Origin of the sequence: Bradyrhizobium sp. 23, assembly GCF_023073295.1 — a bacterium.
GTDB classification, from domain to species: domain Bacteria; phylum Pseudomonadota; class Alphaproteobacteria; order Rhizobiales; family Xanthobacteraceae; genus Bradyrhizobium; species Bradyrhizobium canariense_D.
Map to the genome: position 1 here is coordinate 250,205 of NZ_JADPJF010000124.1, position 23,223 is coordinate 273,427.

A 23,223-nucleotide genomic window follows, 5' to 3' on the forward strand; every position below is an offset into this window, starting at 1 on the left:
GAGGTGGATGCATCCAACAATCAGGACGATATCGACGCGCTGCTGGCGGGGCTCGACGCAGCCACGCCCGCGCCGGAAATCCGTGCTCCCGAGCCGGAGCCCGAACCTGAGCCCGACGTGCTGGAATTGACCGACGATATGGCGCTGGCGATGGAGCCGACGCCGCCTCCGCCGCCGCCGAGCTTCCGCAAGGTCGAGCCGCGCGACGATCTCGAATTCGCCGAATCGCCGCCGCCGCGTCCGACGCCGGCATCCTATGCGCCCGTGGACTTCGATGCGCCGCCGCTGCCGCCCCAACAGCCGATGCTGGCGCAATCGACGGTCTCCGCGGTCGAATCCGCCTTCAATTCCCTGGCCCACACGGTGCTCAGCAGCAATGCGCGAACGCTGGAGGATCTGGTCAAGGAGATGCTGCGTCCGATGCTGAAATCCTGGCTGGACGACAATTTGCCGGGCCTGGTCGAACGCATCGTGAAGGCCGAAATCGAGCGGGTATCGCGCGGCGGCAGGTAGATCGGCCGCAGAGCCCTCATAAAGCCCTGCTTGTGGGTCATATTCTGTCTCCCGACCGGACCGGAAAGCCCTGTTGCCGCCTGGCTTTCCTTTGACCTTTCCGTTGACTTGGACCCCCTGCGCGGCTTTCTAACAGCGCCATGATCGAGAAAAATTACCAGCCCGCCGATATCGAAGCCCGCATGTCCGTCGTGTGGGAGGACAGCCTTGCCTTCAAGGCCGGCCGCCCAGACCGCCGCGACGCTGTGCCCTTTACCATCGTGATCCCGCCGCCGAACGTGACGGGCTCGCTGCACATGGGCCACGCCCTCAACAACACGCTCCAGGACATCCTGTGCCGGTTCGAGCGCATGCGCGGTCGCGACGTGCTGTGGCAGCCCGGCACCGACCATGCCGGCATCGCCACCCAGATGGTGGTGGAGCGGCAGCTGATGGAGCGCCAGCAGCCCAGCCGTCGCGAGATGGGCCGCGAGAAGTTTCTGGAGCGGGTCTGGCAGTGGAAGGCCGAGAGCGGCGACACCATCATCAACCAACTCAAGCGGCTCGGCGCCTCCTGTGACTGGTCGCGCGAACGCTTCACCATGGACGAGGGCCTGTCCAAGGCCGTGGTCAAGGTGTTCGTCGAGCTGCACCGCGACGGCATGATCTACAAGGACAAGCGGCTGGTGAACTGGGACACCAAGCTGCTCACCGCGATCTCCGATCTCGAAGTGCAGCAGACCGAGGTCAAGGGTAGCCTCTGGTACCTGCGCTATCCGATCGAGGGCAAGATCTTCAGCCCCGAGGATCCCTCGAGCTTCATCGTCGTTGCCACCACGCGCCCGGAGACCATGCTCGGCGATACCGGGGTGGCCGTGCATCCCGACGACGAGCGCTATCAGAAGCTGGTCGGCAAGAACGTGATCCTGCCGCTGGTCGGCCGCAAGATCCAGATCGTCGCCGACGATTATTCCGATCCGGAGAAGGGCTCGGGCGCGGTCAAGGTGACGCCGGCGCACGACTTCAACGATTTCGAGGTCGGCAATCGCCACGGCCTCGCCCGAATCAGCGTCATCGACAAGGAAGGTTGCCTCGATCTCCTCGACAACGAGGATTATCTGCGCGACCTGCCGGAAGGTGCCTCGCAGTTCGCCGAGGAGTTCAACAAGCTCGATCGCTTTGCAGCGCGCAAGCGCATCGTCGAGCGACTGGAATCGTTCGGTTTCGTCGAGCGGATCGAACCTCACACCCACATGGTGCCGCATGGCGACCGCTCCGGCACGGTGATCGAGCCCTATCTGACCGACCAATGGTATGTCGACGCCAAGACGCTGGCGAAGCCCGCGATGGCCACCGTGCGTTCGGGCGAAACCACCTTCGTGCCAAAGAACTGGGAAAAAACCTATTTCGAGTGGATGGAGAACATCCAGCCCTGGTGCATCTCGCGCCAACTCTGGTGGGGCCACCAGATCCCGGCCTGGTACGGTCCTGATGGCAAGGTGTTCGTCGCCGAGACCGAGGAGGAGGCCGTCAGCCACGCCCTCGGCTATTACGTCGAGCAGGAAGTCATCACGGTCGAGCAGGGCCGCGAGATGGCGCTCGACCGCAACAAGCGTGACGGCTTCATCACGCGCGACGAGGACGTGCTCGACACCTGGTTCTCCTCGGCGCTGTGGCCATTCTCGACCCTCGGCTGGCCCGCAGACGCGCCGGAAGTGCAGCGCTACTACCCGACCAACGCACTGGTGACGGGCTTCGACATCATCTTCTTCTGGGTCGCCCGCATGATGATGATGGGGCTGCACTTCATGAAGGAGGTGCCGTTCTCGACGATCTACATCCACGCCCTCGTCCGCGACGAGAAGGGCGCCAAGATGTCGAAGTCGAAGGGCAACGTCATCGATCCGCTCAGCCTGATCGACCAATATGGTGCGGACGCGCTGCGCTTCACGCTGGCCGCGATGGCCGCGCAGGGGCGCGACATCAAGCTCGCCACCAGCCGTGTCGAGGGCTATCGCAATTTCGCGACCAAGCTCTGGAATGCGTCGCGCTTTGCGGAGATGAACCATTGCGCCGTGCCCGAAGGCTTCGAGCCGGCGAAGGTCAAAGAGACGCTGAACCGCTGGATCGCACATGAGAGTGCGCACACCACGCGCGAGGTGACCGAGGCGATCGAGGCCTATCGCTTCAATGACGCCGCCGGCAGCATCTACCGCTTCGTGTGGAACGTCTATTGCGACTGGTATCTCGAGCTCGCAAAACCCGTGCTACTCGGCCCCGACAGCCCTGCCAAGGCCGAGACCCGCGCCATGGTGGCATGGGCGCGCGACGAGATCCTGAAACTGCTGCACCCCTTCATGCCCTTCATCACCGAGGAGCTGTGGGAGGTGACGGCCAAGCGCGACGGTCTGCTCGCGCTGGCACCGTGGCCGCTGAAGCCGGCCGGGCCGACGCCGGAGCAGCTTGCGATGCTCGCGGCGACGACGGGGCCGACCGACGCGCTCGTCTCGCCGGTTTGGGTGCTGCCGATCTTCGACCATGCCGACTTCACCGATCCCGCGGCCGAGGCCGAGATCGGCTGGGTCATTGACCTTGTCACGCAGATCCGTTCGGTGCGCGCCGAGATGAACATCCCGCCGGCGACCCTCACGGCGCTGGTGCTCGCAGGCGCCTCGGCCGAGACGAAGGAGCGCGCGCCGCGCTGGAGCGACGTCATCAAGCGCATGGCGCGGCTGTCGGACATCTCCTTCGCGGACCGTGCGCCCGACGGCGCGGTCCAGCTCCTGGTGCGCGGCGAGGTGGCCGCGCTGCCGCTGAAGGGCGTGATTGACGTCGTCGCCGAGCGCACGCGTCTGGACAAGGAGATCGGGAAGGCCGACGCCGACATCAAGCGTGCCGAGTCCAAACTGGCCAACGAGAAATTCGTGGCCAACGCGGCCGAGGAGGTCGTCGAGGAGGAGCGCGAGAAGCGCGAGGCCGCGCTCGCCCGCAAGGCCAAGCTGCTCGAGGCGCTGGAGCGGCTCAAGCAGGCGTCGTAAGCTTATTTCGGAAACGGCTTGCTGAGGAATTTCGAGCCCCTGACACCATAGCGCCAGGGCAGCTCGACCGCCTTGGTGATGCCGATCCGGATGCCGGCCGCCACCTCGACGTCCTCCGTCCGCGCATGCAGCGCGATCGGCGGACGGTCGAGCGGCAAGGCATTGTGCGCGATGGTGATGCCGAGCGCTTCGGTCAGCTTGCCCGGGCCCGAGCACAACGTGTGCAAATCCTGGAGATGGCGGCGCCGCCGCATCGCGGCGATTCCGTGGGTCGGCTCCAGCGCGCGGATCAGCACGGCGCTGGCCGAGCCTTCTTCCTCGCAGACGAAGTTCACACACCAGTGGATGCCGTAGGAGCGGTAGACATAGGCAAAGCCGGGCGGGCCGAACATCACCTGGTTCCGCGGCGTCGGGCCATTGTAGGAGTGCGCCGCCGGCTCGGTATGATGATAGGCCTCGACCTCGACGATGATCCCGCCAACGCCGTTGACCAGCATGGTCGCACCGATCAGATCGGGCGCGACCTCGTGGACGCTGCGCGCGAAAAAGGTACGCTTCAGGGCTTTGCCGGGCCGAGGAGTAGAGGTCTTCGAGACTGGAGCCATTCGAGGTGAGAATCGCCAGAGAACAGAGCAGGATATTGCCCATATCTGCCATGTTCCCTGAAGCGGTGCGAGCCGGGTTGCGATGCCCGGCCAGACCGACTAGGTAGGACTTGGTCAGACCGGACACCCCATGGTCGTTATCGTCGATACCATCTCGAACCCGCTGCGCCCACGTCACCCCGAAAAGGTGAACCGGCCCGATTCCGCCTCGCCGCCGAAGCCGGACTGGATCCGCGTACGCGCGCCCAACACCCGCGGCTATGCCGACACGCGCAACATCGTGCGCGCCAACGGCCTGCATACGGTGTGCGAGGAGGCGGGCTGCCCGAATATCGGCGAGTGCTGGGACAAGAAGCACGCGACCTTCATGATCATGGGCGACACCTGCACCCGCGCCTGTGCCTTCTGCAACGTCAAGACCGGCATGCCGAACGCGCTTGACGCGGCCGAGCCGCAGAACGTCGGCGAGGCCGTGGCCAAGCTCGGGCTTGCCCATGTCGTCATCACCTCCGTCGACCGCGACGATCTCACTGACGGCGGCGCCGAGCATTTCGCCCAGACCATCCGCGCGATCCGCGCCGCGTGCCCCTCGACCACGATCGAGATCCTGACGCCCGACTTCCTGCGCAAGGAGGGGGCGCTGGAGGTCGTCGTCGCGGCGAAGCCCGACGTGTTCAACCACAATCTCGAGACCGTGCCGTCGTGCTATCTCACGGTGCGGCCGGGCGCGCGCTATTTCCATTCGATCCGGCTGTTGCAGCGGGTCAAGGAGCTCGATCCCACCATCTTCACCAAGTCCGGCATCATGGTCGGCCTCGGCGAGGAGCGCCACGAGGTGCAGCAGGTGATGGACGATCTGCGTTCCGCCGACGTCGATTTCCTGACCATCGGGCAATATCTCCAGCCGACCCGCAAGCATCACGCCGTGATGCGCTACGTGCCGCCGGACGAGTTTTCGTCCTACGAGAAGGTCGCCTACACCAAGGGTTTCCTGATGGTGTCTGCGAGCCCGCTCACCCGTTCGTCGCATCATGCCGGCGAGGATTTTGCGAAACTGAAGGCCGCGCGGGCAGCAAGCGCCCGCTGAATCGCCATGCCCAATTTTTCGAGCAAGCGTCGTGTCGATCACAGCGCGTCCGAGATGTTTGATCTGGTCGCTGACGTCGAGCGCTACCCGGAATTCGTGCCGCTGTGCAGTGCGCTGAAGGTCCGTCAGCGCATGGCGAAACCCGACGGCACCGAGGTGCTGGTCGCGGACATGACGGTGTCGTTCAAGCTGGTCAGGGAATCCTTCACCAGCCGCGTGACGCTCGACCGCGCCAATTTGAAGATCCTGGTCGAATATCTGCAAGGTCCCTTCAGCAATCTGGAAAACCGTTGGACGTTCGAGCCCAAAGGCGAGAGCGTTTGCGATGTCGGCTTCTTCCTTGCCTACGAGTTCAAGAGCCGCATGCTGGCGCTCCTGATGGGCTCGATGTTCGACGCCGCGTTCGCGCGATTTTCCATCGCCTTCGAGAAGCGGGCGGATGCGATCTACGGACGGCGGAAGCTGGTGTCGTCGTAGTGGTTGCGGACGGGCACGCTCTCTCCTCCGTCATTGCGAAGAGCCCTTGCGACGAAGCAATCCAGAATCCCTCTGCGGAGAGACTCTGGATTGCTTCGCTGCGCTCGCAATGACGATGGGGAAGGCAGGCGTGCCAAAATTTCAATCCACCGCCTTCACGACATCCGGCGGCTGCGAGGCATAATACGCAGCGGCCTGCTCGATCTCCAGCGGCGTCATCGCACGGGCAATGTTGCGCATCTCTCGCCGTTGGTCTGGCATTACAGGGCCCACTCTCCAACATCGCCGCCGGCGTCATGCTGCTGCTGTTTCGACCCTTCCACATCGGCAATGACGTCGAGGTCACCGGCATGGCGGGGAAGGTCAAGTCGCTACGGGCTGGTGTGGGGCGCAGCCATCGTCAATCACAGTGCGATCAAGCAGTGCGTGCTCGATCACGTGAGTGCTTAACTCGCGGCTGCGTAAGGGATCTCACCCCCGCGGTGAGCGCGGCGGCCTGCGCTTCACCGCGTGCCGGCGCGGTGATCGTGTCACGCGCGGGCGCAGGCGGGTTACTGCGGCGGCACGTTTCGGCTTGGCCGTAACTTGCTGGCCGCGGGCGAGATCCATCAGCATGCGCAGCGCCTCGACCACGGAGCGCTGACGCACGGCGGTGCGGCCGATGGCGCCAAAGCGATGCTCGCGATGGACGATGCGTCCGTCGCGCGCGGCGGCGGCGAAATGCACGAGGCCAACCGGCTTGCCGGGCGTGGCGCCGCCGGGGCCGGCAATGCCGGTGATAGCGACTGCAAGATCGACGCCGGCACGCTCCAGCGCGCCGACCGCCATGGCTGTTGCCGTCTCCCTGCTGACGGCGCCGAAATTGGTGAGCGTGCTTGCCTCGACGCCGAGCATCGCGCGCTTGGCGTCGTTGGAATAGGTGACGAAGCCGCGATCGATGACGTCGGAAGAGCCGGGGATGTCGGTCAGCGCACCGGCAACCAGGCCGCCGGTGCAGGATTCCGCGGTCGCGATCGTCAGCTTGCGCATCCGGCACAAATCGAGCAGCGAGCGGGAGAGGGCGCGTGCGTCGCTGCCGGCCATGGCCTAGACACTCCAGGGCAGACGGATGGTGGCGCTCGCGGTGGCCGCGATGCCTTCCTCGCGGCCGGTGAAGCCGAGCCGCTCGCTGGTGGTCGCCTTGACCGCGACGCGGGAGATGTCGACGCCGGAAATCTCGGCGATGCGCGCGCGCATGGTCTCGCGCAAGGGGCCGATCTTCGGCCGCTCGCAGATCATGGTCACCTCGAGATTGGCGATGCGGCCGCCGCGCTGGGTGACGCGCTCGATGGCGTATTGCAAAAACTGGTCGGAGGAGGCGCCTTTCCACGTCGCGTCGCTGGGCGGAAAGTGCGATCCGATGTCGCCGTCAGCGAGCGCGCCCAGGATGGCGTCGACCAGCGCATGCAGGCCGACATCGCCGTCGGAATGGGCCAGGAAGCCTTTGGTGTGCGGCACGCGCACGCCGCATATCATGAGATGGTCGCCCTCGCCGAAGGCGTGGACGTCGTAGCCCGTGCCGGTCCTGATGTCGCCGAGCAGGCTTGCCAGCCGCGCTTCCTCGCGCACGAAATCCTCGGGAGTGGTGAGCTTCATATTGGCAACATCGCCTTCAAAGGTTGCAACCGTCAATCCCGCCCATTCGGCGATCGCGGCATCGTCGGTGAAATCGCTGCGCCCGTCCTTGGCCGCGCGACGATGCGCTTCGAGGATGACGTCGAAACGAAAGGATTGCGGCGTCTGCGCAACTCGCAACCGCGCCCGGTCCGGCGTGTCCTCGACATTGTCATTCTCGCCGGTGATCTTGATGGTGTCGGTGACGGGAACGACGGGGATCGCGGCGCCGGTGCGGCTGGCCGCATCGATCGCGCGGGTGATCACGCCTTCCGAAACGAAGGGTCGCGCGGCGTCGTGGATCAGGACGATGTCGGGCTTGTGCCTGGCGAGCGCTTCGAGACCGGCGAGCACCGAGGCCTGCCGGGTCGCGCCGCCATTGACCGGCGCCTCGTGGCCGAGCCCTGCGACCGCCGCCGTGAACATGGCGCTGTCGTCCGGGTTCACGACTGGCTGAACTGCGAACACGTCCGCATGACGGCTGAAGGCCTCCATGGCGCGATAGATCACCGGCACGCCGCCGATCTCGCGATATTGCTTGGGGCCACCGGCGCCTGCGCGCAGGCCGCGTCCGGCAGCGACGAGGACGACTGCGGTGCGCTGTGATTTCGCCATAGGACTCAAATACTCATTTGGTGATGAAGAGAGTCGGGGGTGGGGTGATCGCCGCATGCCTCTAGCACGGCAGGCCCGCAATAAAAGGGGGTTTCCCCGGATTGTGGGAAACAGCATTTTGCTGCACTGCACTTGAAAGATTTGCAGAACTGTCTAAACTGTAGGCATGACGCTTGACTGCACAAGAATTGTGCGCAAGATAGGGTCATGGCAGGCGCGATGAGGCGCTGCCAACGCAACGAGACCCCTGTGACCGGCTCGGTAGTATCAGGCTCTAAGCCATTGAAGATAGGCGATATTGATGTCGCCACCCCGGTCTTCCTGGCACCGATGTCGGGGGTGACTGACTCGCCCGTCCGCCGGCTTGCCGCGGAGTTGGGGGCCGGTCTGGTGGTGTCCGAAATGACGGCCAGCGACGAACTCGCCAATGGCCATCATATGTCCCGGTTGCGCTGCGAAGCCACGGGGATCGGTCCCCACGTGGTCCAGCTCGCCGGTTGCGAGACGCATTGGATGGCGGAGGGCGCCCGGATCGCTGAAGCCGAAGGCGCCGATATCATCGACATCAACATGGGCTGTCCGGCCCGTCACGTCACCGGCGGCCAGTCCGGTTCCGCCTTGATGCGCGACCTCGACCACGCCGTTAGCCTGATCGAAGCGACGATCGCGGCGGTGAAGGTACCGGTGACGCTGAAGATGCGGCTCGGCTGGGACGACCGCACCCGCAACGCGCCGGAACTGGCGCGGCGCGCACAGGCATCAGGCATCAAGCTCGTCACCGTGCACGGCCGCACCCGCTGCCAGTTCTACAGGGGCGAGGCCGATTGGGATGCGATCCGCGCCGTACGCGAGGCCATCTCCATTCCGCTCGTCGTCAATGGCGACATCACCACTTACGAGAAGGCCCTCGCGGCGTTAAAGGCCTCCGGCGCCGATGCCGTGATGATCGGCCGCGGCGCGCAGGGCCAGCCCTGGCTGCCCGGCCAGATCGGCCGCCGCCTCAAGGGTGGGGCGGTGGAAGCCACGCCGCCGCTCGAGACGCAGCTGCATTATGTGCGCACGCTTTATGAAGGCGTCTGCGCGCTCTACGGCCTGCGCATCGGCCTGCGGCATGCGCGAAAACATCTGGGCTGGGCGCTCGACGTCGCGGCCGATGTGAGTCGTGCGCCGGCCGAGAAGCTGAAATCCTGGCGCCAGAAAATCCTCACCTCGGAGGATCCGCACCTCGTTCACCGGTCACTGCAAGATGCCTTCGACGACTTCGCATGGAGCGCCGCTGCATGAGCTCAGTTGCTGAACATCGTCGGCCGTTTCCGTCCGACAGCGATGCCATCCTGGACGCACTTCCCAATCCCGTGCTGATGATCGGGCCGGACGGCAAAATCGTCGCCGCCAACATCGCAACCGAAGCCTTCTTCGATATCTCGACGCAGTTCTTGAAGCGGCAGTCGCTGAAAGAGCTGGTGCCGTTTGGCAGCCCCTTGCTGGCGCTGATCGACCAGGTGCGTTCGTCGAACGCACCTGTCAACGAGTACAAGGTCGATCTGGGCACGCCGCGCATGGGCGGGGACCGCCAGGTCGATCTGCACGTTGCCCCCGTCACGGAGCGGCCCGGCCATATCGTGGTGATGCTTCAGGAACGCTCCATCGCCGACAAGATGGACCGCCAGCTCACCCATCGCAGCGCCGCGCGCTCGGTGATCGCGCTCGCCGCGATGCTGGCGCACGAGATCAAGAACCCGCTCTCGGGCATCCGCGGCGCCGCGCAGCTCCTGGAGCAGCAGGCCTCCTCGGAAGACCGCATGCTGACGCGGCTGATCTGCGACGAGGCCGACCGCATCGTGACGCTGGTCGACCGCATGGAGGTGTTCGGCGACGAGCGCCCCGTGGTGCGCGGCCCCGTCAACATTCATTCGGTGCTCGATCACGTCAAACGGCTGGCGCAGTCCGGCTTTGCCCGCAACATCCGCTTCGTCGAGGATTACGATCCCTCGCTGCCCCCGGTGCTGGCGAACCAGGACCAGCTCATCCAGGTGTTTCTCAACCTGGTGAAGAACGCCGCCGAAGCGCTGATCGACGTTCCCGACGGCGAAATCCAGCTCACCACCGCGTTCCGCCCCGGCGTCCGCCTGTCAGTCCCGGGTCAAAAATCCCGTGTATCCCTGCCGCTCGAATTCTGCGTGAAGGACAACGGACCAGGCGTGCCGGACGATCTTCTGCCAAACCTGTTCGATCCCTTCGTCACCACCAAACAGACCGGCTCGGGTCTGGGCCTCGCGCTGGTCGCAAAGATCATCGGGGATCACGGGGGCATCATCGAATGCGAATCTCAGCCGCGCAAGACAACCTTCCGCGTGCTGATGCCGATGTATTCCACATCGGTGAAACATGCCGATCAAAGCAGTCACGACGGCTCTGCCGGGAAGTCGTCGTCTGCGTCACAGGGGGCGAAATGAGGATTAACGATGCCCGCAGGTAGCATTCTCGTTGCTGATGACGACACCGCCATCCGCACGGTTCTCAATCAGGCACTATCGCGCGCCGGCTACGAAGTGCGGCTGACCGGCAATGCCGCGACGCTGTGGCGCTGGGTCAGCCAGGGGGAGGGCGATCTCGTCATCACCGACGTGGTGATGCCCGACGAGAACGCGTTCGACCTGTTGCCGCGGATCAAGAAGATGCGGCCGAATTTGCCTGTTATCGTCATGAGCGCGCAAAACACCTTCATGACGGCTATCCGGGCCTCCGAGCGCGGCGCCTATGAATATCTGCCGAAGCCCTTCGATCTGAAGGAGCTGATCGCCATCGTCGGCCGCGCGCTGGCCGAGCCGAAGGAGCGGGTCTCGACGCCGAACGAGGACGCCGAGATGGAGGCGATCCCGCTGGTCGGCCGCTCGCCGGCGATGCAGGAAATCTATCGCGTGCTGGCGCGCCTGATGCAGACCGACCTCACCGTGATGATCACAGGCGAGTCCGGTACCGGCAAGGAGCTGGTGGCGCGCGCGTTGCACGACTACGGCAAGCGCCGCAATGGACCGTTCGTCGCGGTCAATATGGCGGCGATCCCGCGCGACCTGATCGAGTCGGAACTGTTCGGCCATGAGCGCGGCGCCTTCACCGGCGCCAACACCCGCGCCTCCGGCCGGTTCGAGCAGGCCGAGGGCGGCACGCTGTTCCTGGACGAGATCGGCGACATGCCGATGGAGGCGCAGACCCGTCTGCTGCGCGTGCTTCAGCAGGGCGAATACACCACGGTCGGCGGTCGCACCCCGATCAAGACCGACGTGCGCATCGTCGCGGCCTCCAACAAGGATCTGCGCGTCCTGATCCAGCAAGGCCTGTTCCGCGAAGATCTGTTCTTCCGCCTCAACGTCGTCCCGCTACGGCTGCCGCCGTTGCGCGAGCGCATCGAGGATCTGCCCGATCTCATCCGTCATTTCTTCGCGCTGGCGGAGAAGGACGGCCTGCCGCCGAAGAAGCTCGACACGCTGGCGCTGGAGCGGATGAAGCAGCACCGCTGGCCGGGCAATGTGCGCGAGCTCGAGAACCTCGCCCGTCGCCTCGCCGCGCTCTATCCGCAGGACGTGATCACGGGGTCCGTCATCGACGGCGAGCTGGCGCCACCCACGGTCAGCCCGGGTGCCGCAGTCCAGCATGGCGTCGACAATCTCGGCGGCGCCGTGGAGGCGTATCTCTCTTCGCACTTCCAGGGCTTCCCGAACGGCGTGCCGCCGCCGGGCCTCTATCACCGCATCCTGAAGGAGATCGAGGTGCCACTGCTCACGGCCGCGCTCGCGGCCACCCGCGGCAACCAGATCCGCGCCGCCGATCTGCTCGGCCTCAACCGCAACACGCTGCGGAAGAAGATCCGGGATCTCGATATCCAGGTGTATCGGAGCGGCGGCTAGCCCCCCGCAACGGCCGGTGGCTCAGCTCCCCCTACCAAGCGGAGCTGAGCCTGTCCGATCGCGTTGGCCGTCGTGGCTGACGCGGTGAGCAGAAGTCCCGATCGGACTGAAATGTTCCGCAGGAACATTCAAAAGGTCATTTCAGCCGCGGGACGCGGCCTCACACCTATCTGACAAACCGGCCTGAGACCTGTATTGCGCTGGCGACGTTCGCATTGGGCTCCTGCACCCCGAGACCATTGACCAGCAGGTCCGCCGCCACGATCAGCAGCAGCACGGCCGATACCATCATTGCGAGAAAGAACCTGTGCATGCTGGTCAAGCCGCCGGGGCTGGAATCCGTTCCCGCCCTCCGGCATGTCGCTGTGGATGCGCGGGTCGGTCGCGGCGGTGACGCCGCGGAATTGTCGCAATTCGGCAACAATGTGGTACGAATACATCAGTAGCCGCCCGCCGCGGCCCCCCGTTTTCAGCACCCGTTGCCGGAATGACCAGCGCAGACACCTCGGCCGCATCCCTTGACACGGCCCCAGCAGAAGAGCCCCGGCGTTGGTCGGCGCGACGCTGGCTGGCGCCGTTCGCCGTGGCGCTGGCGCTGCTGTCGGCCTTGCTCACCTTCCTGGTCCTGACCGGCCTCACCAGCATCGAACTGACGCCGCAAGTTGTCCGTTCGTTCTATCTGAGCAACGCAGCCACCATCCTGCTGCTGGTCGGCATCATCATCCGCGAGCTCTGGCAGCTGATCCTGGCGCGACGGCGGGGCAGGGCGGCGGCGCGCCTCCATGTCCAGATCGTCAGCCTGTTCTCGATCGTGGCGGTGCTGCCGGCGGTGCTGGTCGCCGTCGTCGCCAACGTCACCATCGAGCGCGGCCTCGACCGCCTGTTCTCCGGCCCGACCAAGGAGGTGATCCAGAATTCACTGACGATCGCGCGGGCTTACATGCAGGACCATGCGCAGCTGATCCGGGGCGACATTCTCGGCATGGCCAACGACATCGCCCACGCGCGGCCGCTCTACGACCAGGATCGCCGCTCGTTTCGCGAATTGCTGACGTCCAGCGCCGCCTCGCGCAATTTGCCGGGCGCGATGATCATCGACAAGAACACCAACATTCTCGAATCCGCCGACACCGGCATGCGGCTGGCCTATTCGCCGCCGGCACCGGACTTCCTCAGCAACGTCAACGAATCCGAACCCGAGATCGCGGTGCTGCCCGATGCGAGCTTCGTCGCCGCGGTGGTCCGCTTGCGCGCCTTCAGTGACACATTCCTCTACGTCGCACGGCCGCTCGATCCGAATGTCGTCAACCAGCTCAAGCAGACCGAGGTCAGCGTCGCCGAATACGCCCAGATCGAGTCGCGCCGGCTCGGCATCCAGGTCGCGTTCGCGCTGATGTTCGCTGTGATCGCGCTGACCATCCTGATGGCCTCGGTGCTGATCGGCCTCAACTTCGCCAACTCGCTGGTCTCGCCGATCCGGCGGCTGATGAACGCGGCCCAGACGGTCTCGACGGGCGATCTCCATGTGAAAGTGCCGGTGCACCAGTCGGAAGGCGACCTCGCCCAGCTGGGTGAGACCTTCAACAAGATGACGGAGGAGTTGCGTAGCCAGCGCGACGAGCTCGTCAACGCCAGCGAGCTCATCGACAGCCGCCGCCGCTTCATCGAGGCGGTGCTGTCGTCCGCCAGCGCCGGCATCATCGGCGTGGATACCTCAGGCAGCGTCGGCATTCTCAACCGTTCCGCCGAAAAGCTGATCGGTCACTCCGAAGCCGAGACGCTCGGCCATCCGCTCTCCGACGTGCTGCCCGAGCTCGAAGAGATGATGAAGACGGCGCGGGAAGGGACCCAGCGCCTGGTGCAGGGGCAGATCACGATCACGCGCGACGGGCAGGAACGCAATCTGTCGGTCCGCGTCAGCGCCGAGAAGACCAGCCAGCCGCACGACAGCTACATCATCACGCTCGACGACATCACCGAACTGGTCTCGGCGCAACGCACCTCGGCCTGGGGCGACGTCGCGCGCCGCATCGCGCATGAGATCAAGAATCCGCTGACCCCGATCCAGCTCTCCGCCGAACGCATTCGCCGCAAATTCGGCAAGGACATCACGGAGGGCAAGGACAAGCAGATCTTCGAACAGTGCACCGACACCATCGTGCGTCAGGTCGACGACATCCGCCGCATGGTCGACGAGTTCTCGCGCTTTGCGCGGATGCCTAAGCCGGTCATGGAGGGTGAGGACGTCGCCGACACAGTGCGGCAGGCGGTGTTCCTGATGAAGGTCGCCCACCCCGAGATCGATATCGAGGCCGAGTTCAAGGAAGACCCGCTGCGCGCGCAGTTCGACCGGCGGCTGATCTCGCAGGCCGTCACCAACATCGTCAAGAACGCCACCGAGGCAATCGAGCAGGTCCCCCTGGAGGAGCTCGGCAAGGGCCGGATCGACGTCGTGGTCTCGCGCGAGGGCGAGGACGTGCTGATCGACGTCGTCGACAACGGCATCGGTCTGCCCAAGGTGGCGCGCTCGCGCCTGCTCGAGCCCTATGTGACGACACGCGCCAAAGGCACCGGCCTTGGGCTCGCGATCGTCGGTCGCGTGCTGGAAGACCATGGCGGGCGCATCGAGCTGAAGGATGCCTCGGACTTCCGCGAGGGCCAGCGCGGCGCCTGGATGCGGATGCGTTTTGCGATCGCCGGCGCTCCCGCGAAAAGCGAGGGGGCCGAACCGGCAGCCGCGGCAACGACCAAGCCGGAAAGCGGCGAAACGGCCACGCAATCCCTCAAGGATCCGGAAACAAAAGAGGCGGCCGTCGAAACCAAAAAGCCGGCTGAAAAGACCAATGATTCAACGAAGATCAAAGCCTCAACAGGCAGCTGAGAAAACAGGCGATCCATGGCAAGTGAAATTCTGATTGTCGATGATGAGGCCGATATTCGGGATCTCGTTGCGGGCATCCTCGAAGACGAGGGTTTCGTGACCCGGACCGCGCGCGACAGCGATACGGCGCTCGCCGAGATCGCCAACCGCAGGCCGCATCTGGTGTTCCTCGACATCTGGCTGCAGGGCTCCAAGCTCGACGGCTTGCAGCTCTTGGAGCAGGTCAAGAAGGACAACCCCGATCTGCCGGTCGTGATGATCTCCGGCCACGGCAACATCGAGACTGCGGTCGCCGCGATCAAGCGTGGCGCCTACGACTTCATCGAGAAGCCGTTCAAGACCGACCGGCTGATCCTGGTCGCCAACCGTGCACTGGAGAACTCGCGGCTCAAGCGCGAGGTCAAGGAGCTGAAGCAGCTCGCGCCGAGCGCAAGCTCGCTGGTCGGCCGCTCTCCCAGCATGAACCAGCTGCGCCAGACCATCGAGCGTGCGGCCAAGGCCAACAGCCGCATCCTGATCGTCGGCCCCGCGGGCGCCGGCAAGGAACTGACCGCCCGCACGTTGCACACGGCCTCGGGCCGCGCCGACGGCCCCTTCGTCGTCATCAACGCCGCTGCGATCACGCCCGAGCGGATGGAGCACGAGCTGTTCGGCATCGAGCAGTCCAACGGCGAGCACGCGCGCAAGCCCGGCGCACTCGAAGAGGCTCATGGCGGCACGCTGTTCATCGACGAGATCGCGGACATGCCGCGCGAGACCCAGAACAAGATCTTGCGCGTGCTGGTCGAGCAGTCGTTCCAGCGCGTCGGCGGCAACGGCAAGGTGCAGGTCGACGTCCGCATCATCTCCTCCACCGCGCGCAACCTCGAAGAGGAAATCGCGGCCGGTCATTTCCGCGAGGACCTCTATCACCGGCTCTCGGTGGTGCCGATCCGCGTGCCCGCATTGTCGGAGCGGCGTGAAGACATTCCGGAATTGATCGACTATTTCATGGAGCAGATCTCCGCGGGCAGCGGCCTGCCCAAGCGGCAGATCGGCCAGGACGCGATGGCGGTACTGCAGTCGCATGTCTGGCCGGGCAATGTGCGCCAGCTCCGCAACAACGTTGAGAGAGTCATGATTCTCGCCGCTGGCGGGCCGGAAGTCATCATCACTGCCGACATGCTGCCGCAGGATGTCGGCTCCATGGTGCCCGCGATGCCGACCAGCAACAATGGCGAGCACATCATGGGCCTGCCGCTGCGCGAAGCGCGCGAAGTGTTCGAGCGCGACTATTTGATTGCACAGATCAGCCGTTTTTCAGGAAATATTTCTCGCACGGCCGAGTTTGTTGGCATGGAACGCTCGGCGCTGCACCGGAAGTTGAAGGCGCTCGGCGTCGGCTAACGCTGCGACGTCGTTGGAATAGGCGAGGAAAATCATCGATTTCCGTAGTTTTTCGGGGCAATACGGCATGGGCTGCCGCGTGAAGCGGCTTGCCTAATAAGCCTACCTGTCCTCTAATTGAACCGCTGTCCCCCCGAGGGGGATCTCATGAGGGACGGCAACCGGACGAGGACCCCGAGTTTCAAAAGAGGGCCGCAACCGGCGCAATAAAAAGAAACTCAAAGCGAGAAAAAAAATGGCGGCAGACCGCGCACAAAACCTGCAGGACACCTTCCTTAATCACGTTCGCAAAACCAAAACGCCACTGACGATCTTTCTGGTCAACGGAGTGAAGCTCCAGGGCATCGTGACCTGGTTCGACAATTTCTGTTTGCTGCTTCGGCGCGACGGTCACTCGCAGCTCGTCTACAAGCATGCGATCTCGACCATCATGCCGGGCGCTCCGATCCAGCTGTTCGAAGGCGGCGAGGATCAGCCGGCTTGAGAGTGATCTGATTGGAACCCCGGAATTTCGACGGGGATGCCGACCGTCCGCGGTCGGCAGGGGGTACGCAGACGGGGCGGGTGCTTGTCATCGGTCCCTATTTGCGGGTGCGCGCAGGCAGTGCCGACGCGCAATCGGAAGCTCATGTCGTGCGTGACGCGGAAGCCCGGCTCGACGAAGCCGCCGGCCTCGCGCGCGCGATCGATCTCGTCGTTGCCGACGCCATCATCGCGCCGATCAGCCAGATCCGCCCTGCGACCTATATCGGCAAGGGTAAGGTCGAGGAGATCGCCGCGCTCGCCAAGAGCCTCGACGTCGAACTCGTGGTGATGGATTGCGCGCTTGCGCCGATCCAGCAGCGCAACCTCGAGAAGGAGTTGCAGGCAAAGGTGCTCGACCGCACCGGTCTCATCCTGGAAATCTTCGGCCGCCGCGCCAAGACCAAGGAAGGCTCGCTCCAGGTCGAGCTCGCGCATCTCAACTATCAACGTTCGCGCCTGGTGCGCTCATGGACCCATCTCGAGCGCCAGCGCGGCGGCTTTGGATTCATGGGCGGTCCCGGCGAGACGCAGATCGAAGCCGACCGCCGCCTGATCCAAGAGCGCATCTCCAAGCTCGAGGGCGAACTGAAGAAGGTGCAGGCCACACGCCGCCTGCATCGCGCAGGCCGCCAGCGCGTGCCGTACCGCGTCGTGGCGCTGGTCGGCTACACCAATGCCGGCAAGTCGACGCTGTTCAACCGCCTGACCCGCGCCGACGTGCAGGCCGCCGACATGCTGTTCGCCACGCTGGATCCGACCCTCCGCGCGCTCACCCTGCCGCATGGCGGCAAGGCGATGCTGTCGGACACCGTCGGTTTCATCTCCAATCTGCCGACGCAGCTCGTCGCCGCCTTCCGCGCCACGCTGGAGGAGGTGCTGGAGGCCGACGTCATCCTGCATGTGCGCGACATCTCGCACGACGACGCCGAGGCGCAGCAGAGCGACGTCGACGCCGTGCTGCGCCAGCTCGGCATCAACCCCGATGATTCAGGCCGCATCATCGAGGTCTGGAACAAGATCGACCGCTATGGTCCCGAACAGCGCGAAGAGCTTTTGAACATCGCCGCGCGCAGGCCGGAGGATCATCCGGCGATGCTGGTGTCGGCCGTGTCGGGCGAGGGGGTCGACGCGCTGCTCGCCGCGATCGAGGAGCGCTTGGCCGCCAAACGCATCACGCTCGACCTCTCCATCGATGCCTCCGACGGCGCCGGCATCAGCTGGCTGCATCGGAATTCCGAAGTGCTGGCGAAAGAGCTGCACGACGGCCGCTTCGACATGACGGTGCGGGTGGACGAGACCAAGCGGGACATCGTGGTGAACCGGTTCGATGCCGTGCCGCGACTGTCCGCGTAGTTAGTGTCGTCCCGGCCGAGTTAGCGGCCGGCTTGCTTGCGCTCCTCTGGTGACGACTGCTTCGCACTCTTCGCCTCATTCCACAACGCGTCCATCTCCGCCAGCGACGCCTGCTCGAGGGTCCGCCCCTGCGCCTCCAGCGCCCGTTCGATATAGGCAAACCGCCGCTCGAACTTCGTGTTGGTCGCCCGCAGCGCGGCTTCCGGATCGGCATCGACATGGCGGGCGAGGTTGACCACCGCGAACATCAGGTCGCCGGTCTCTTCCGCCAACCCCTCGCTGTCGTTGCGATCGAGTGCGGCCTCGATCTCGTCGGCTTCTTCGCGGATTTTTGCCAGCACCGCGCGCGGATCGTTCCAGTCGAAGCCGACAGTGGAGGCCTTGCGCTGCAGCTCCATGGCGCGCGTCAGGGCGGGCTGGCCGGCCTTCACGCCTGACAGCAGCGATTTGTGGGACGGCGCTTCCTGGGGTGGCCGGCGCGCGGCGCGCTCGGCTTTCTCTTCGGCCTTGATGCGGTCCCAGACTTCCTTGACGTGGGAGGAGGCGAGATCGCCGTCCTTGTCGGCGAAGACGTGCGGATGGCGGCGGATCATCTTGCGGGTGATGGCCTCGACGACATCGCCGAAGGCAAAGGCGTTCTGCTCCTCGGCCATCTGAGCATGGAACACCACCTGCAGCAGGAGGTCGCCGAGCTCCTCGCAGAGGTCGTCGAGATCGCCGCGGCTGATGGCGTCGACCACCTCATAGGCTTCCTCGATCGTATAGGGCGCGATGGTCGCAAAATTCTGCTCGAGGTCCCAGGGGCAGCCGGTCACCGGCGTGCGCAGCGCCGCCATAATTTCGATCAGGCGGGAAATGTCGCGGGAAGGGGTCATTGCGGGGCAGTCTCCTGGCTCCCATGCCTTATGCCAAAAGCGAGCCCCCGTTCCCAGCGCAGCGCGGCGGAACAGGGTGATTTCCACCGGTTGGCGGGCCAGATTGGCGAGCCGCGTGCGCAGTGCTAAAGCGCGGGCCATGACTGACGCATCTTCATCCGAAACCGCGCTGGTGCTGTTCTCCGGCGGCCAGGATTCCACCACCTGCCTCGCCTGGGCGCTGAATCGCTTTGCGCGCGTGGAGACGCTGGGCTTCGATTACGGCCAGCGCCACGCCATCGAGCTGGCCTGCCGCGACCGGCTGTTCGACGGCATCAAGGGCCTGCGCACGGACTGGGCTTCCAGGCTCGGGGAGAGCCACACGCTGTCGATCCCGACGCTGGCGGCCGTGTCCGAGACGGCGCTGACGCGCGACGTCGCGATTGCGATGGGCGCCGACGGCCTGCCGAACACGTTCGTGCCCGGCCGCAATCTGGTGTTCTTGACTTTTGCCGCGGCGCTGGCCTACCGGCGCGGCATCAGTCACATCGTCGGCGGCATGTGCGAGACCGACTATTCCGGTTATCCCGATTGCCGCGACGACACCATCCGCGCGATGCAGGCCGCGCTGTCGCTCGGCATGGCCCGCAAGTTCGAGCTGCACACCCCGCTGATGTGGATCGACAAGGCCGCGACGTGGAAGCTCGCCCAGGACCTCGGCGGCGACGGGCTGGTCGACCTCATCCGCGAGCAGTCGCACACCTGCTACCTCGGCGAACGCGGCGCGCAGCATGATTGGGGATACGGCTGCGGAGAATGCCCGGCGTGCAGCCTGCGGGCGAAGGGGTGGCGGGAGTACGTGGCGGGACGGTGATACCATAGACTCGGTATCATCACCCGCGAAAGCGGGTGATCCAGTACTCCGAGAAGGTAGCGATAATCGACAGGCCGCGGCGTACTGGATTCCCCGCCTTCGCGGGTTGGGGTTAGAGTGTACCCCAGCAACGCGCAAAGCGACTACGGCGCAAAATCCTCCGCCTTCAGCTCAATCGGCTTGCCGTGCGGGGTGCGATCCGCGGCGTGGTCCCAGGCGTCGCGGTAGCGATGCAGCGTCTCCGCAGACGCAACGCCCTTGCGCGCGACCAGGCCCTCCAGCGTGGCGAGCCAATGGAGATAGTAGGTCTCGCCCGTATCGGGATCGCCGGCCGCCTGCGCCCGCTTGATCTCGGAGGCCAAGGCTGCCGCCCATTCGGGCCAGGTGAACACGCCGCGCTCGTGCAGCGTCAGCGCCATCGCGAAGGCGTGCGCCTCCCAGGGCGCGCGGAACACCGGGCCGTCATCATCATGAGGAATGCTCGGGATGGCTGCCGTCGCGGCAGCAGCAGCCGTGCTGCTCATCACGCCGGGTCCAGATACGGCTCGAACGCATCGATCGAGACTTTCGAGGTCGGATCGCCGTCCGCGCCCCAGAGATCGCGGCCCTCGAACACGACGGTGTAGAGCCATTGCGGATTCTCGCCGAGCTCCATCGCCGCCGAGTCCGGAAACACGTGGCAGCCATGGTTCAGCTCGACGATTCCGACATGACCGCGCACGTAGCGTGGCAGGCGGGTGTGGGTCGCGGGATGAATGTTCTTCGCGCGGACCTTGTCACCGATCTTGAATTTCGCCGGCGCCGGGGCAGGGCGGGCGAACTTGCCGCGCACCATGATGCGCTCGACCTGGCCGAGATCGAACTTGCCGTGCTTGAGCGCCTTGGCCGGGTGCATAGCGTGGCCGGCGGCGACTTCCTCCCGGGTGAGATAGCCTTTCTCGATCAGCATCTCCTCGAGCCCGAGAAACCATTTCTTGTAATAGGAGCTCGAGAGATAAACGTGCGGCGGAATCGTCTCGCGATAGAAGCGCGAGGTGTCGATGTTGAAGGCGCCGGCCGCGCCCATCGCGCGCACCATGGCGAGAACACGCGATTCCCATTCCTCGTGGAACACCGGCTCGTTCAGCTCCGGCTCGACCTTGCCGAAGCCGTCCACGCCGCCCATGTCGTGCACGCCGTTCATGACGGCGCCCCCGGCGCCTTGGGAAAGCCGGTACCGATCATGGAATCGCGCGTGACCAGCTCGGCGAGCTGCTCCTCGCTCCAGCCTTCCGTCCCCGCGGGGCGCATCGGCAGCACCAGAAAGCGCGTTTCGGCGGTCGAATCCCATACCCGGATTTCAACGTCCTTGGCGACTTGCACGCCGAAATCGGCGAGCACGCCGCGCGGGTCCTTCACCGCGCGGGAGCGATAGGGCGCGGCCTTGTACCAGACCGGCGGCAGCCCCAGCATTTCCCAGGGGTAGCAGGAGCACAGCGTGCACACGACCATGTTGTGACGCTGCGGCGTGTTCTCGACCACGACGAGGTGGTCGCCGACGCGGCTGACATGGCCGAGCGTGCCGATCGCCTTCGAGCCGTCCTCCAGCAGTGCCGCCTTGAACGCCGGATCGCTCCAGGCCTTGGCGACGACGCGCGCGCCGTTATGGGGGCCGATCCGGGTCTCATAGGCCTGGATGATGGCATCGAGCGCGGCCGGCTCGACATAGCCCTTTTCGGTCAGGATCGTCTCGAGCGCGCGCACGCGCAGCTCGGTCTCCGACAGCTCGGAATGGTCGTGATCGTGGTGATGATGGTCGCTCATGGGGCGAAGATAGTCCCAGAATCCGGGCGTTGTCGAGGCGAAGACTCTGCTAACATCGCACCATGGGCTGGGCTGCAAGAACCGGAATAACCGTCGCAATCGCGGCTCTTGGCGCATTCGCGGCGCAGGATGCGCGCGCCGCGAATGGCGCCTATGCGGTCGATGCCGCCGACATTTCCGATGTCGGCTCCTGCAAGGTGGAAAGTTGGCTGTCGGCGGCTTCCAACACGGATTTTTCGGCGGTCGCCAATCCCTCCTGTGTCGTCGATCCCTTCAGGCCGATCGAGCTGAGCCTGCAGACCATCCGGGCCCGGAGCGACGGCGACTGGAGCACGACAATCGCGCCAAAAGCCAAGACGAATTTCGTCCCGACCGGAATCGGCCGGTGGGGATTGTCGGCCTATGGCGGAGGATCGTTCGACGCGGCGACCGGCGAGGCGCTAGCCGCCTTTGCCGTCATCCCCGCGACCTTCCGCCTGTCGGAGACCATGCGCATCAACGTCAACGGCGGCTGGCTCTGGGATCGGACGGTGGATCGCCATTACCTGACCTACGGCATCGGCTTCGATTGGAAATTCACCGACACGCTGCAATGGACGATCGAGGCGTACGGGCAGGCCGGCGCCGCCGAGGTCGCAAGCATCGTGCAGCCGCGTTTCCAGACCGGTGTCCGCTACCGACCGAACGAGATATTCTCCGTCGATCTGATCTACGGCCGCAACATCACCGGCGAAAATGCCAACTGGATCACCATCGGGACCACGATCCGGTTTCCGGTCCATGGAAGCGAACCCGAACATCGGCGCACCGGGCATCTGTGAGCGCCAGGAAGACCAAGACCAGGGGAGTTTGCGTTGCCTGACTATGTCAAGATCGAGAAGGGCCTCGGGCCGGAGGGACGGATTGCGGTGGTGCGGTTCGACCGCGGCGACGGCATCAATGCGCTATCGCCAGAGGCTTTACGCCAGCTCACCGCGGCCGCGCGCAGTTTTGAGGATGACGCCGCAACCTCTGCCGTGGTGCTGACAGGCAGCGCGGCTGCGTTCAGCGCCGGCTTCGACCTCAAGGATGCCGAAGGCCGCGCGCGCAAGGACATGGACCTCGGCACGCTGCGGCGGCATCTCAAGCTCGGACCGCGCCTGACCCACGCCTGGCAGGAGATGGAGCCGATCACGATCGCCGCCATCGAGGGGTTTTGCGTCGGCGGCGGCGTGGCGCTGGCCGTCGCGCTCGACTTCCGCGTCATGGGACGCGATGCCCATCTGCGCGTGCCCGAGATCGGGCTCGGCATGAACATGAGCTGGCAGAGCATTCCGCGCATGCTGCATCTGATCGGCCCGGCGCGCACCAAGCAGGCGGTGGTCCTGGCCGATCAGCGCATCAGCGCGGATGAGGCCTATGAGTGGGGCCTGGTCGAGCAGGTGGTCGATCCCGGCCATGCGTTCGATGCCGCGATGGAGCTTGCGCGCAAGGTGGCAGCGCAGCCGCCGCTCTCCGTTGCCATGACGAAACTCACGGTCAACCGGCTGGCGCATGCGCTGGATAATCTCGCCAGCCACATGGACGTCGACCAGTTCGCCCTGGCAAGCCTTAGCGAGGACCATAAGGAGGGCGTCGAGGCGTTCCTGACGCGACGCAAACCGAAGTTCAGAGGGCGGTAGAAGCCGGCCAA

22 protein-coding genes and 2 pseudogenes are annotated in these 23,223 nt (G+C 65.1%); 15 read left to right on the forward strand and 9 right to left on the reverse strand.

Annotated features, from left to right (window positions below; all coding sequences use genetic code 11):
- Both IVB32_RS30460 and IVB32_RS30465 read left to right on the forward strand, forming a co-directional pair.
- The coding region (locus tag IVB32_RS30460; RefSeq protein WP_247412327.1) for a DUF2497 domain-containing protein at nt 1–513 on the forward strand (513 nt) is incomplete at its 5' end.
- A gap of 140 nt (nt 514–653) precedes the next feature.
- Nucleotides 654–3,530, forward strand: a complete 2,877-nt coding sequence (locus tag IVB32_RS30465; protein WP_247412330.1) for a valine--tRNA ligase — start codon at nt 654–656, stop codon at nt 3,528–3,530.
- 2 nt (nt 3,531–3,532) lie between these two features.
- On the opposite strand, the gene IVB32_RS30470 is transcribed toward IVB32_RS30465, so the two are convergent.
- The gene (locus tag IVB32_RS30470) at nt 3,533–4,135 is read right to left on the reverse strand and encodes a DNA-3-methyladenine glycosylase (protein ID WP_247296769.1); all 603 of its coding nucleotides are present in this window, start codon (nt 4,133–4,135) and stop codon (nt 3,533–3,535) included.
- Between the two features lie 130 nt (nt 4,136–4,265).
- Between IVB32_RS30470 and lipA the strand changes: the two genes are divergently transcribed.
- Nucleotides 4,266–5,222 carry a lipoyl synthase gene (gene lipA, locus IVB32_RS30475; RefSeq protein ID WP_007591147.1) on the forward strand — a complete coding sequence of 319 codons (957 nt, stop codon included), beginning with the start codon at nt 4,266–4,268 and terminating at the stop codon, nt 5,220–5,222.
- Between the two features lie 6 nt (nt 5,223–5,228).
- On the forward strand, nt 5,229–5,699 hold the full coding sequence (locus IVB32_RS30480; RefSeq protein ID WP_018457820.1) for a type II toxin-antitoxin system RatA family toxin: 471 nt from the start codon (nt 5,229–5,231) through the stop codon (nt 5,697–5,699).
- A gap of 141 nt (nt 5,700–5,840) precedes the next feature.
- Here IVB32_RS30480 and IVB32_RS43160 read toward each other — a convergent pair.
- A pseudogene (locus IVB32_RS43160) lies at nt 5,841–5,945 on the reverse strand (cytochrome c4); the annotation flags it as partial.
- On the opposite strand from IVB32_RS43160, the pseudogene IVB32_RS30485 reads away from it, so the two are divergent.
- Nucleotides 5,939–6,073 (forward strand): annotated as a pseudogene (locus tag IVB32_RS30485) (mechanosensitive ion channel domain-containing protein); the annotation flags it as partial. The pseudogenes IVB32_RS43160 and IVB32_RS30485 overlap by 7 nt on opposite strands.
- 97 nt (nt 6,074–6,170) lie before the next feature.
- On the opposite strand, the gene IVB32_RS30490 reads toward IVB32_RS30485, so the two are convergent.
- Entirely contained in the window at nt 6,171–6,782 is a 612-nt protein-coding gene (locus IVB32_RS30490; protein WP_247296767.1) for a CinA family protein, read from the reverse strand.
- Nucleotides 6,783–6,785: 3 nt separating this feature from the next.
- The gene (locus IVB32_RS30495) at nt 6,786–7,967 is read right to left on the reverse strand and encodes a bifunctional 2-C-methyl-D-erythritol 4-phosphate cytidylyltransferase/2-C-methyl-D-erythritol 2,4-cyclodiphosphate synthase (RefSeq protein WP_247296764.1); all 1,182 of its coding nucleotides are present in this window, start codon (nt 7,965–7,967) and stop codon (nt 6,786–6,788) included.
- Between the two features lie 282 nt (nt 7,968–8,249).
- On the opposite strand from IVB32_RS30495, the gene dusB reads away from it, so the two are divergent.
- The 3 genes from dusB to ntrC are packed head-to-tail and all read left to right on the forward strand — an operon-like array spanning nt 8,250 to nt 11,875.
- Nucleotides 8,250–9,251: a tRNA dihydrouridine synthase DusB gene (gene dusB / locus IVB32_RS30500; RefSeq protein WP_247296839.1), complete on the forward strand. Its 1,002-nt coding sequence runs from the start codon at nt 8,250–8,252 to the stop codon at nt 9,249–9,251.
- Nucleotides 9,248–10,423, forward strand: a complete 1,176-nt coding sequence (locus tag IVB32_RS30505; protein ID WP_026233448.1) for a nitrogen regulation protein NR(II) — start codon at nt 9,248–9,250, stop codon at nt 10,421–10,423. Before dusB ends, IVB32_RS30505 begins: the two co-directional genes overlap by 4 nt.
- 9 nt (nt 10,424–10,432) lie before the next feature.
- Nucleotides 10,433–11,875, forward strand: coding sequence for a nitrogen regulation protein NR(I) (ntrC, locus tag IVB32_RS30510; protein ID WP_007610301.1), 1,443 nt, complete (start codon nt 10,433–10,435; stop codon nt 11,873–11,875).
- A gap of 166 nt (nt 11,876–12,041) precedes the next feature.
- Here ntrC and IVB32_RS30515 read toward each other — a convergent pair whose 3' ends face one another.
- Nucleotides 12,042–12,188 carry a hypothetical protein gene (locus tag IVB32_RS30515; protein WP_018457826.1) on the reverse strand — a complete coding sequence of 49 codons (147 nt, stop codon included), beginning with the start codon at nt 12,186–12,188 and terminating at the stop codon, nt 12,042–12,044.
- 174 nt (nt 12,189–12,362) lie between these two features.
- Between IVB32_RS30515 and IVB32_RS30520 the strand changes: the two genes are divergently transcribed.
- The 4 genes from IVB32_RS30520 (at nt 12,363) to hflX (ending at nt 18,020) form a co-directional block, all read left to right on the forward strand.
- Nucleotides 12,363–14,756, forward strand: a complete 2,394-nt coding sequence (locus IVB32_RS30520) for a PAS domain-containing sensor histidine kinase (RefSeq protein WP_247296762.1) — start codon at nt 12,363–12,365, stop codon at nt 14,754–14,756.
- Nucleotides 14,757–14,771: 15 nt separating this feature from the next.
- On the forward strand, nt 14,772–16,142 hold the full coding sequence (locus IVB32_RS30525; RefSeq protein WP_007591127.1) for a sigma-54 dependent transcriptional regulator: 1,371 nt from the start codon (nt 14,772–14,774) through the stop codon (nt 16,140–16,142).
- 235 nt (nt 16,143–16,377) lie between these two features.
- Nucleotides 16,378–16,626, forward strand: a complete 249-nt coding sequence (hfq, locus tag IVB32_RS30530; RefSeq protein WP_007591126.1) for an RNA chaperone Hfq — start codon at nt 16,378–16,380, stop codon at nt 16,624–16,626.
- An 11-nt stretch (nt 16,627–16,637) separates the two neighbouring features.
- Complete coding sequence (hflX, locus tag IVB32_RS30535; protein ID WP_247395649.1) at nt 16,638–18,020, forward strand: GTPase HflX; 1,383 nt, start codon at nt 16,638–16,640, stop codon at nt 18,018–18,020.
- Nucleotides 18,021–18,040: 20 nt separating this feature from the next.
- Here hflX and mazG read toward each other — a convergent pair whose 3' ends face one another.
- Nucleotides 18,041–18,895 (reverse strand): nucleoside triphosphate pyrophosphohydrolase, encoded by an 855-nt coding sequence (mazG, locus tag IVB32_RS30540; protein WP_247390634.1) that lies wholly within the window; start codon nt 18,893–18,895, stop codon nt 18,041–18,043.
- A 139-nt stretch (nt 18,896–19,034) separates the two neighbouring features.
- On the opposite strand from mazG, the gene queC reads away from it, so the two are divergent.
- Nucleotides 19,035–19,748 carry a 7-cyano-7-deazaguanine synthase QueC gene (queC, locus tag IVB32_RS30545; protein WP_247371137.1) on the forward strand — a complete coding sequence of 238 codons (714 nt, stop codon included), beginning with the start codon at nt 19,035–19,037 and terminating at the stop codon, nt 19,746–19,748.
- 143 nt (nt 19,749–19,891) lie between these two features.
- Here queC and IVB32_RS30550 read toward each other — a convergent pair whose 3' ends face one another.
- The 3 genes from IVB32_RS30550 to nthA are packed head-to-tail and all read right to left on the reverse strand — an operon-like array spanning nt 19,892 to nt 21,551.
- Nucleotides 19,892–20,272 carry a nitrile hydratase accessory protein gene (locus IVB32_RS30550; protein WP_247371140.1) on the reverse strand — a complete coding sequence of 127 codons (381 nt, stop codon included), beginning with the start codon at nt 20,270–20,272 and terminating at the stop codon, nt 19,892–19,894.
- Entirely contained in the window at nt 20,272–20,931 is a 660-nt protein-coding gene (nthB, locus tag IVB32_RS30555; protein ID WP_247371143.1) for a nitrile hydratase subunit beta, read from the reverse strand. Before nthB ends, IVB32_RS30550 begins: the two co-directional genes overlap by 1 nt.
- Complete coding sequence (nthA, locus tag IVB32_RS30560; protein ID WP_247371146.1) at nt 20,928–21,551, reverse strand: nitrile hydratase subunit alpha; 624 nt, start codon at nt 21,549–21,551, stop codon at nt 20,928–20,930. Before nthA ends, nthB begins: the two co-directional genes overlap by 4 nt.
- A 62-nt stretch (nt 21,552–21,613) precedes the next feature.
- Here nthA and IVB32_RS30565 point away from each other — a divergent pair, with 62 nt between their 5' ends.
- Together IVB32_RS30565 and IVB32_RS30570 are read left to right on the forward strand one after the other, a co-directional pair.
- The gene (locus tag IVB32_RS30565; protein ID WP_247371149.1) at nt 21,614–22,372 is read left to right on the forward strand and encodes a hypothetical protein; all 759 of its coding nucleotides are present in this window, start codon (nt 21,614–21,616) and stop codon (nt 22,370–22,372) included.
- Between the two features lie 33 nt (nt 22,373–22,405).
- Entirely contained in the window at nt 22,406–23,212 is an 807-nt protein-coding gene (locus IVB32_RS30570) for an enoyl-CoA hydratase/isomerase family protein (RefSeq protein ID WP_247412332.1), read from the forward strand.
- Nucleotides 23,213–23,223 lie beyond the last annotated feature (11 nt).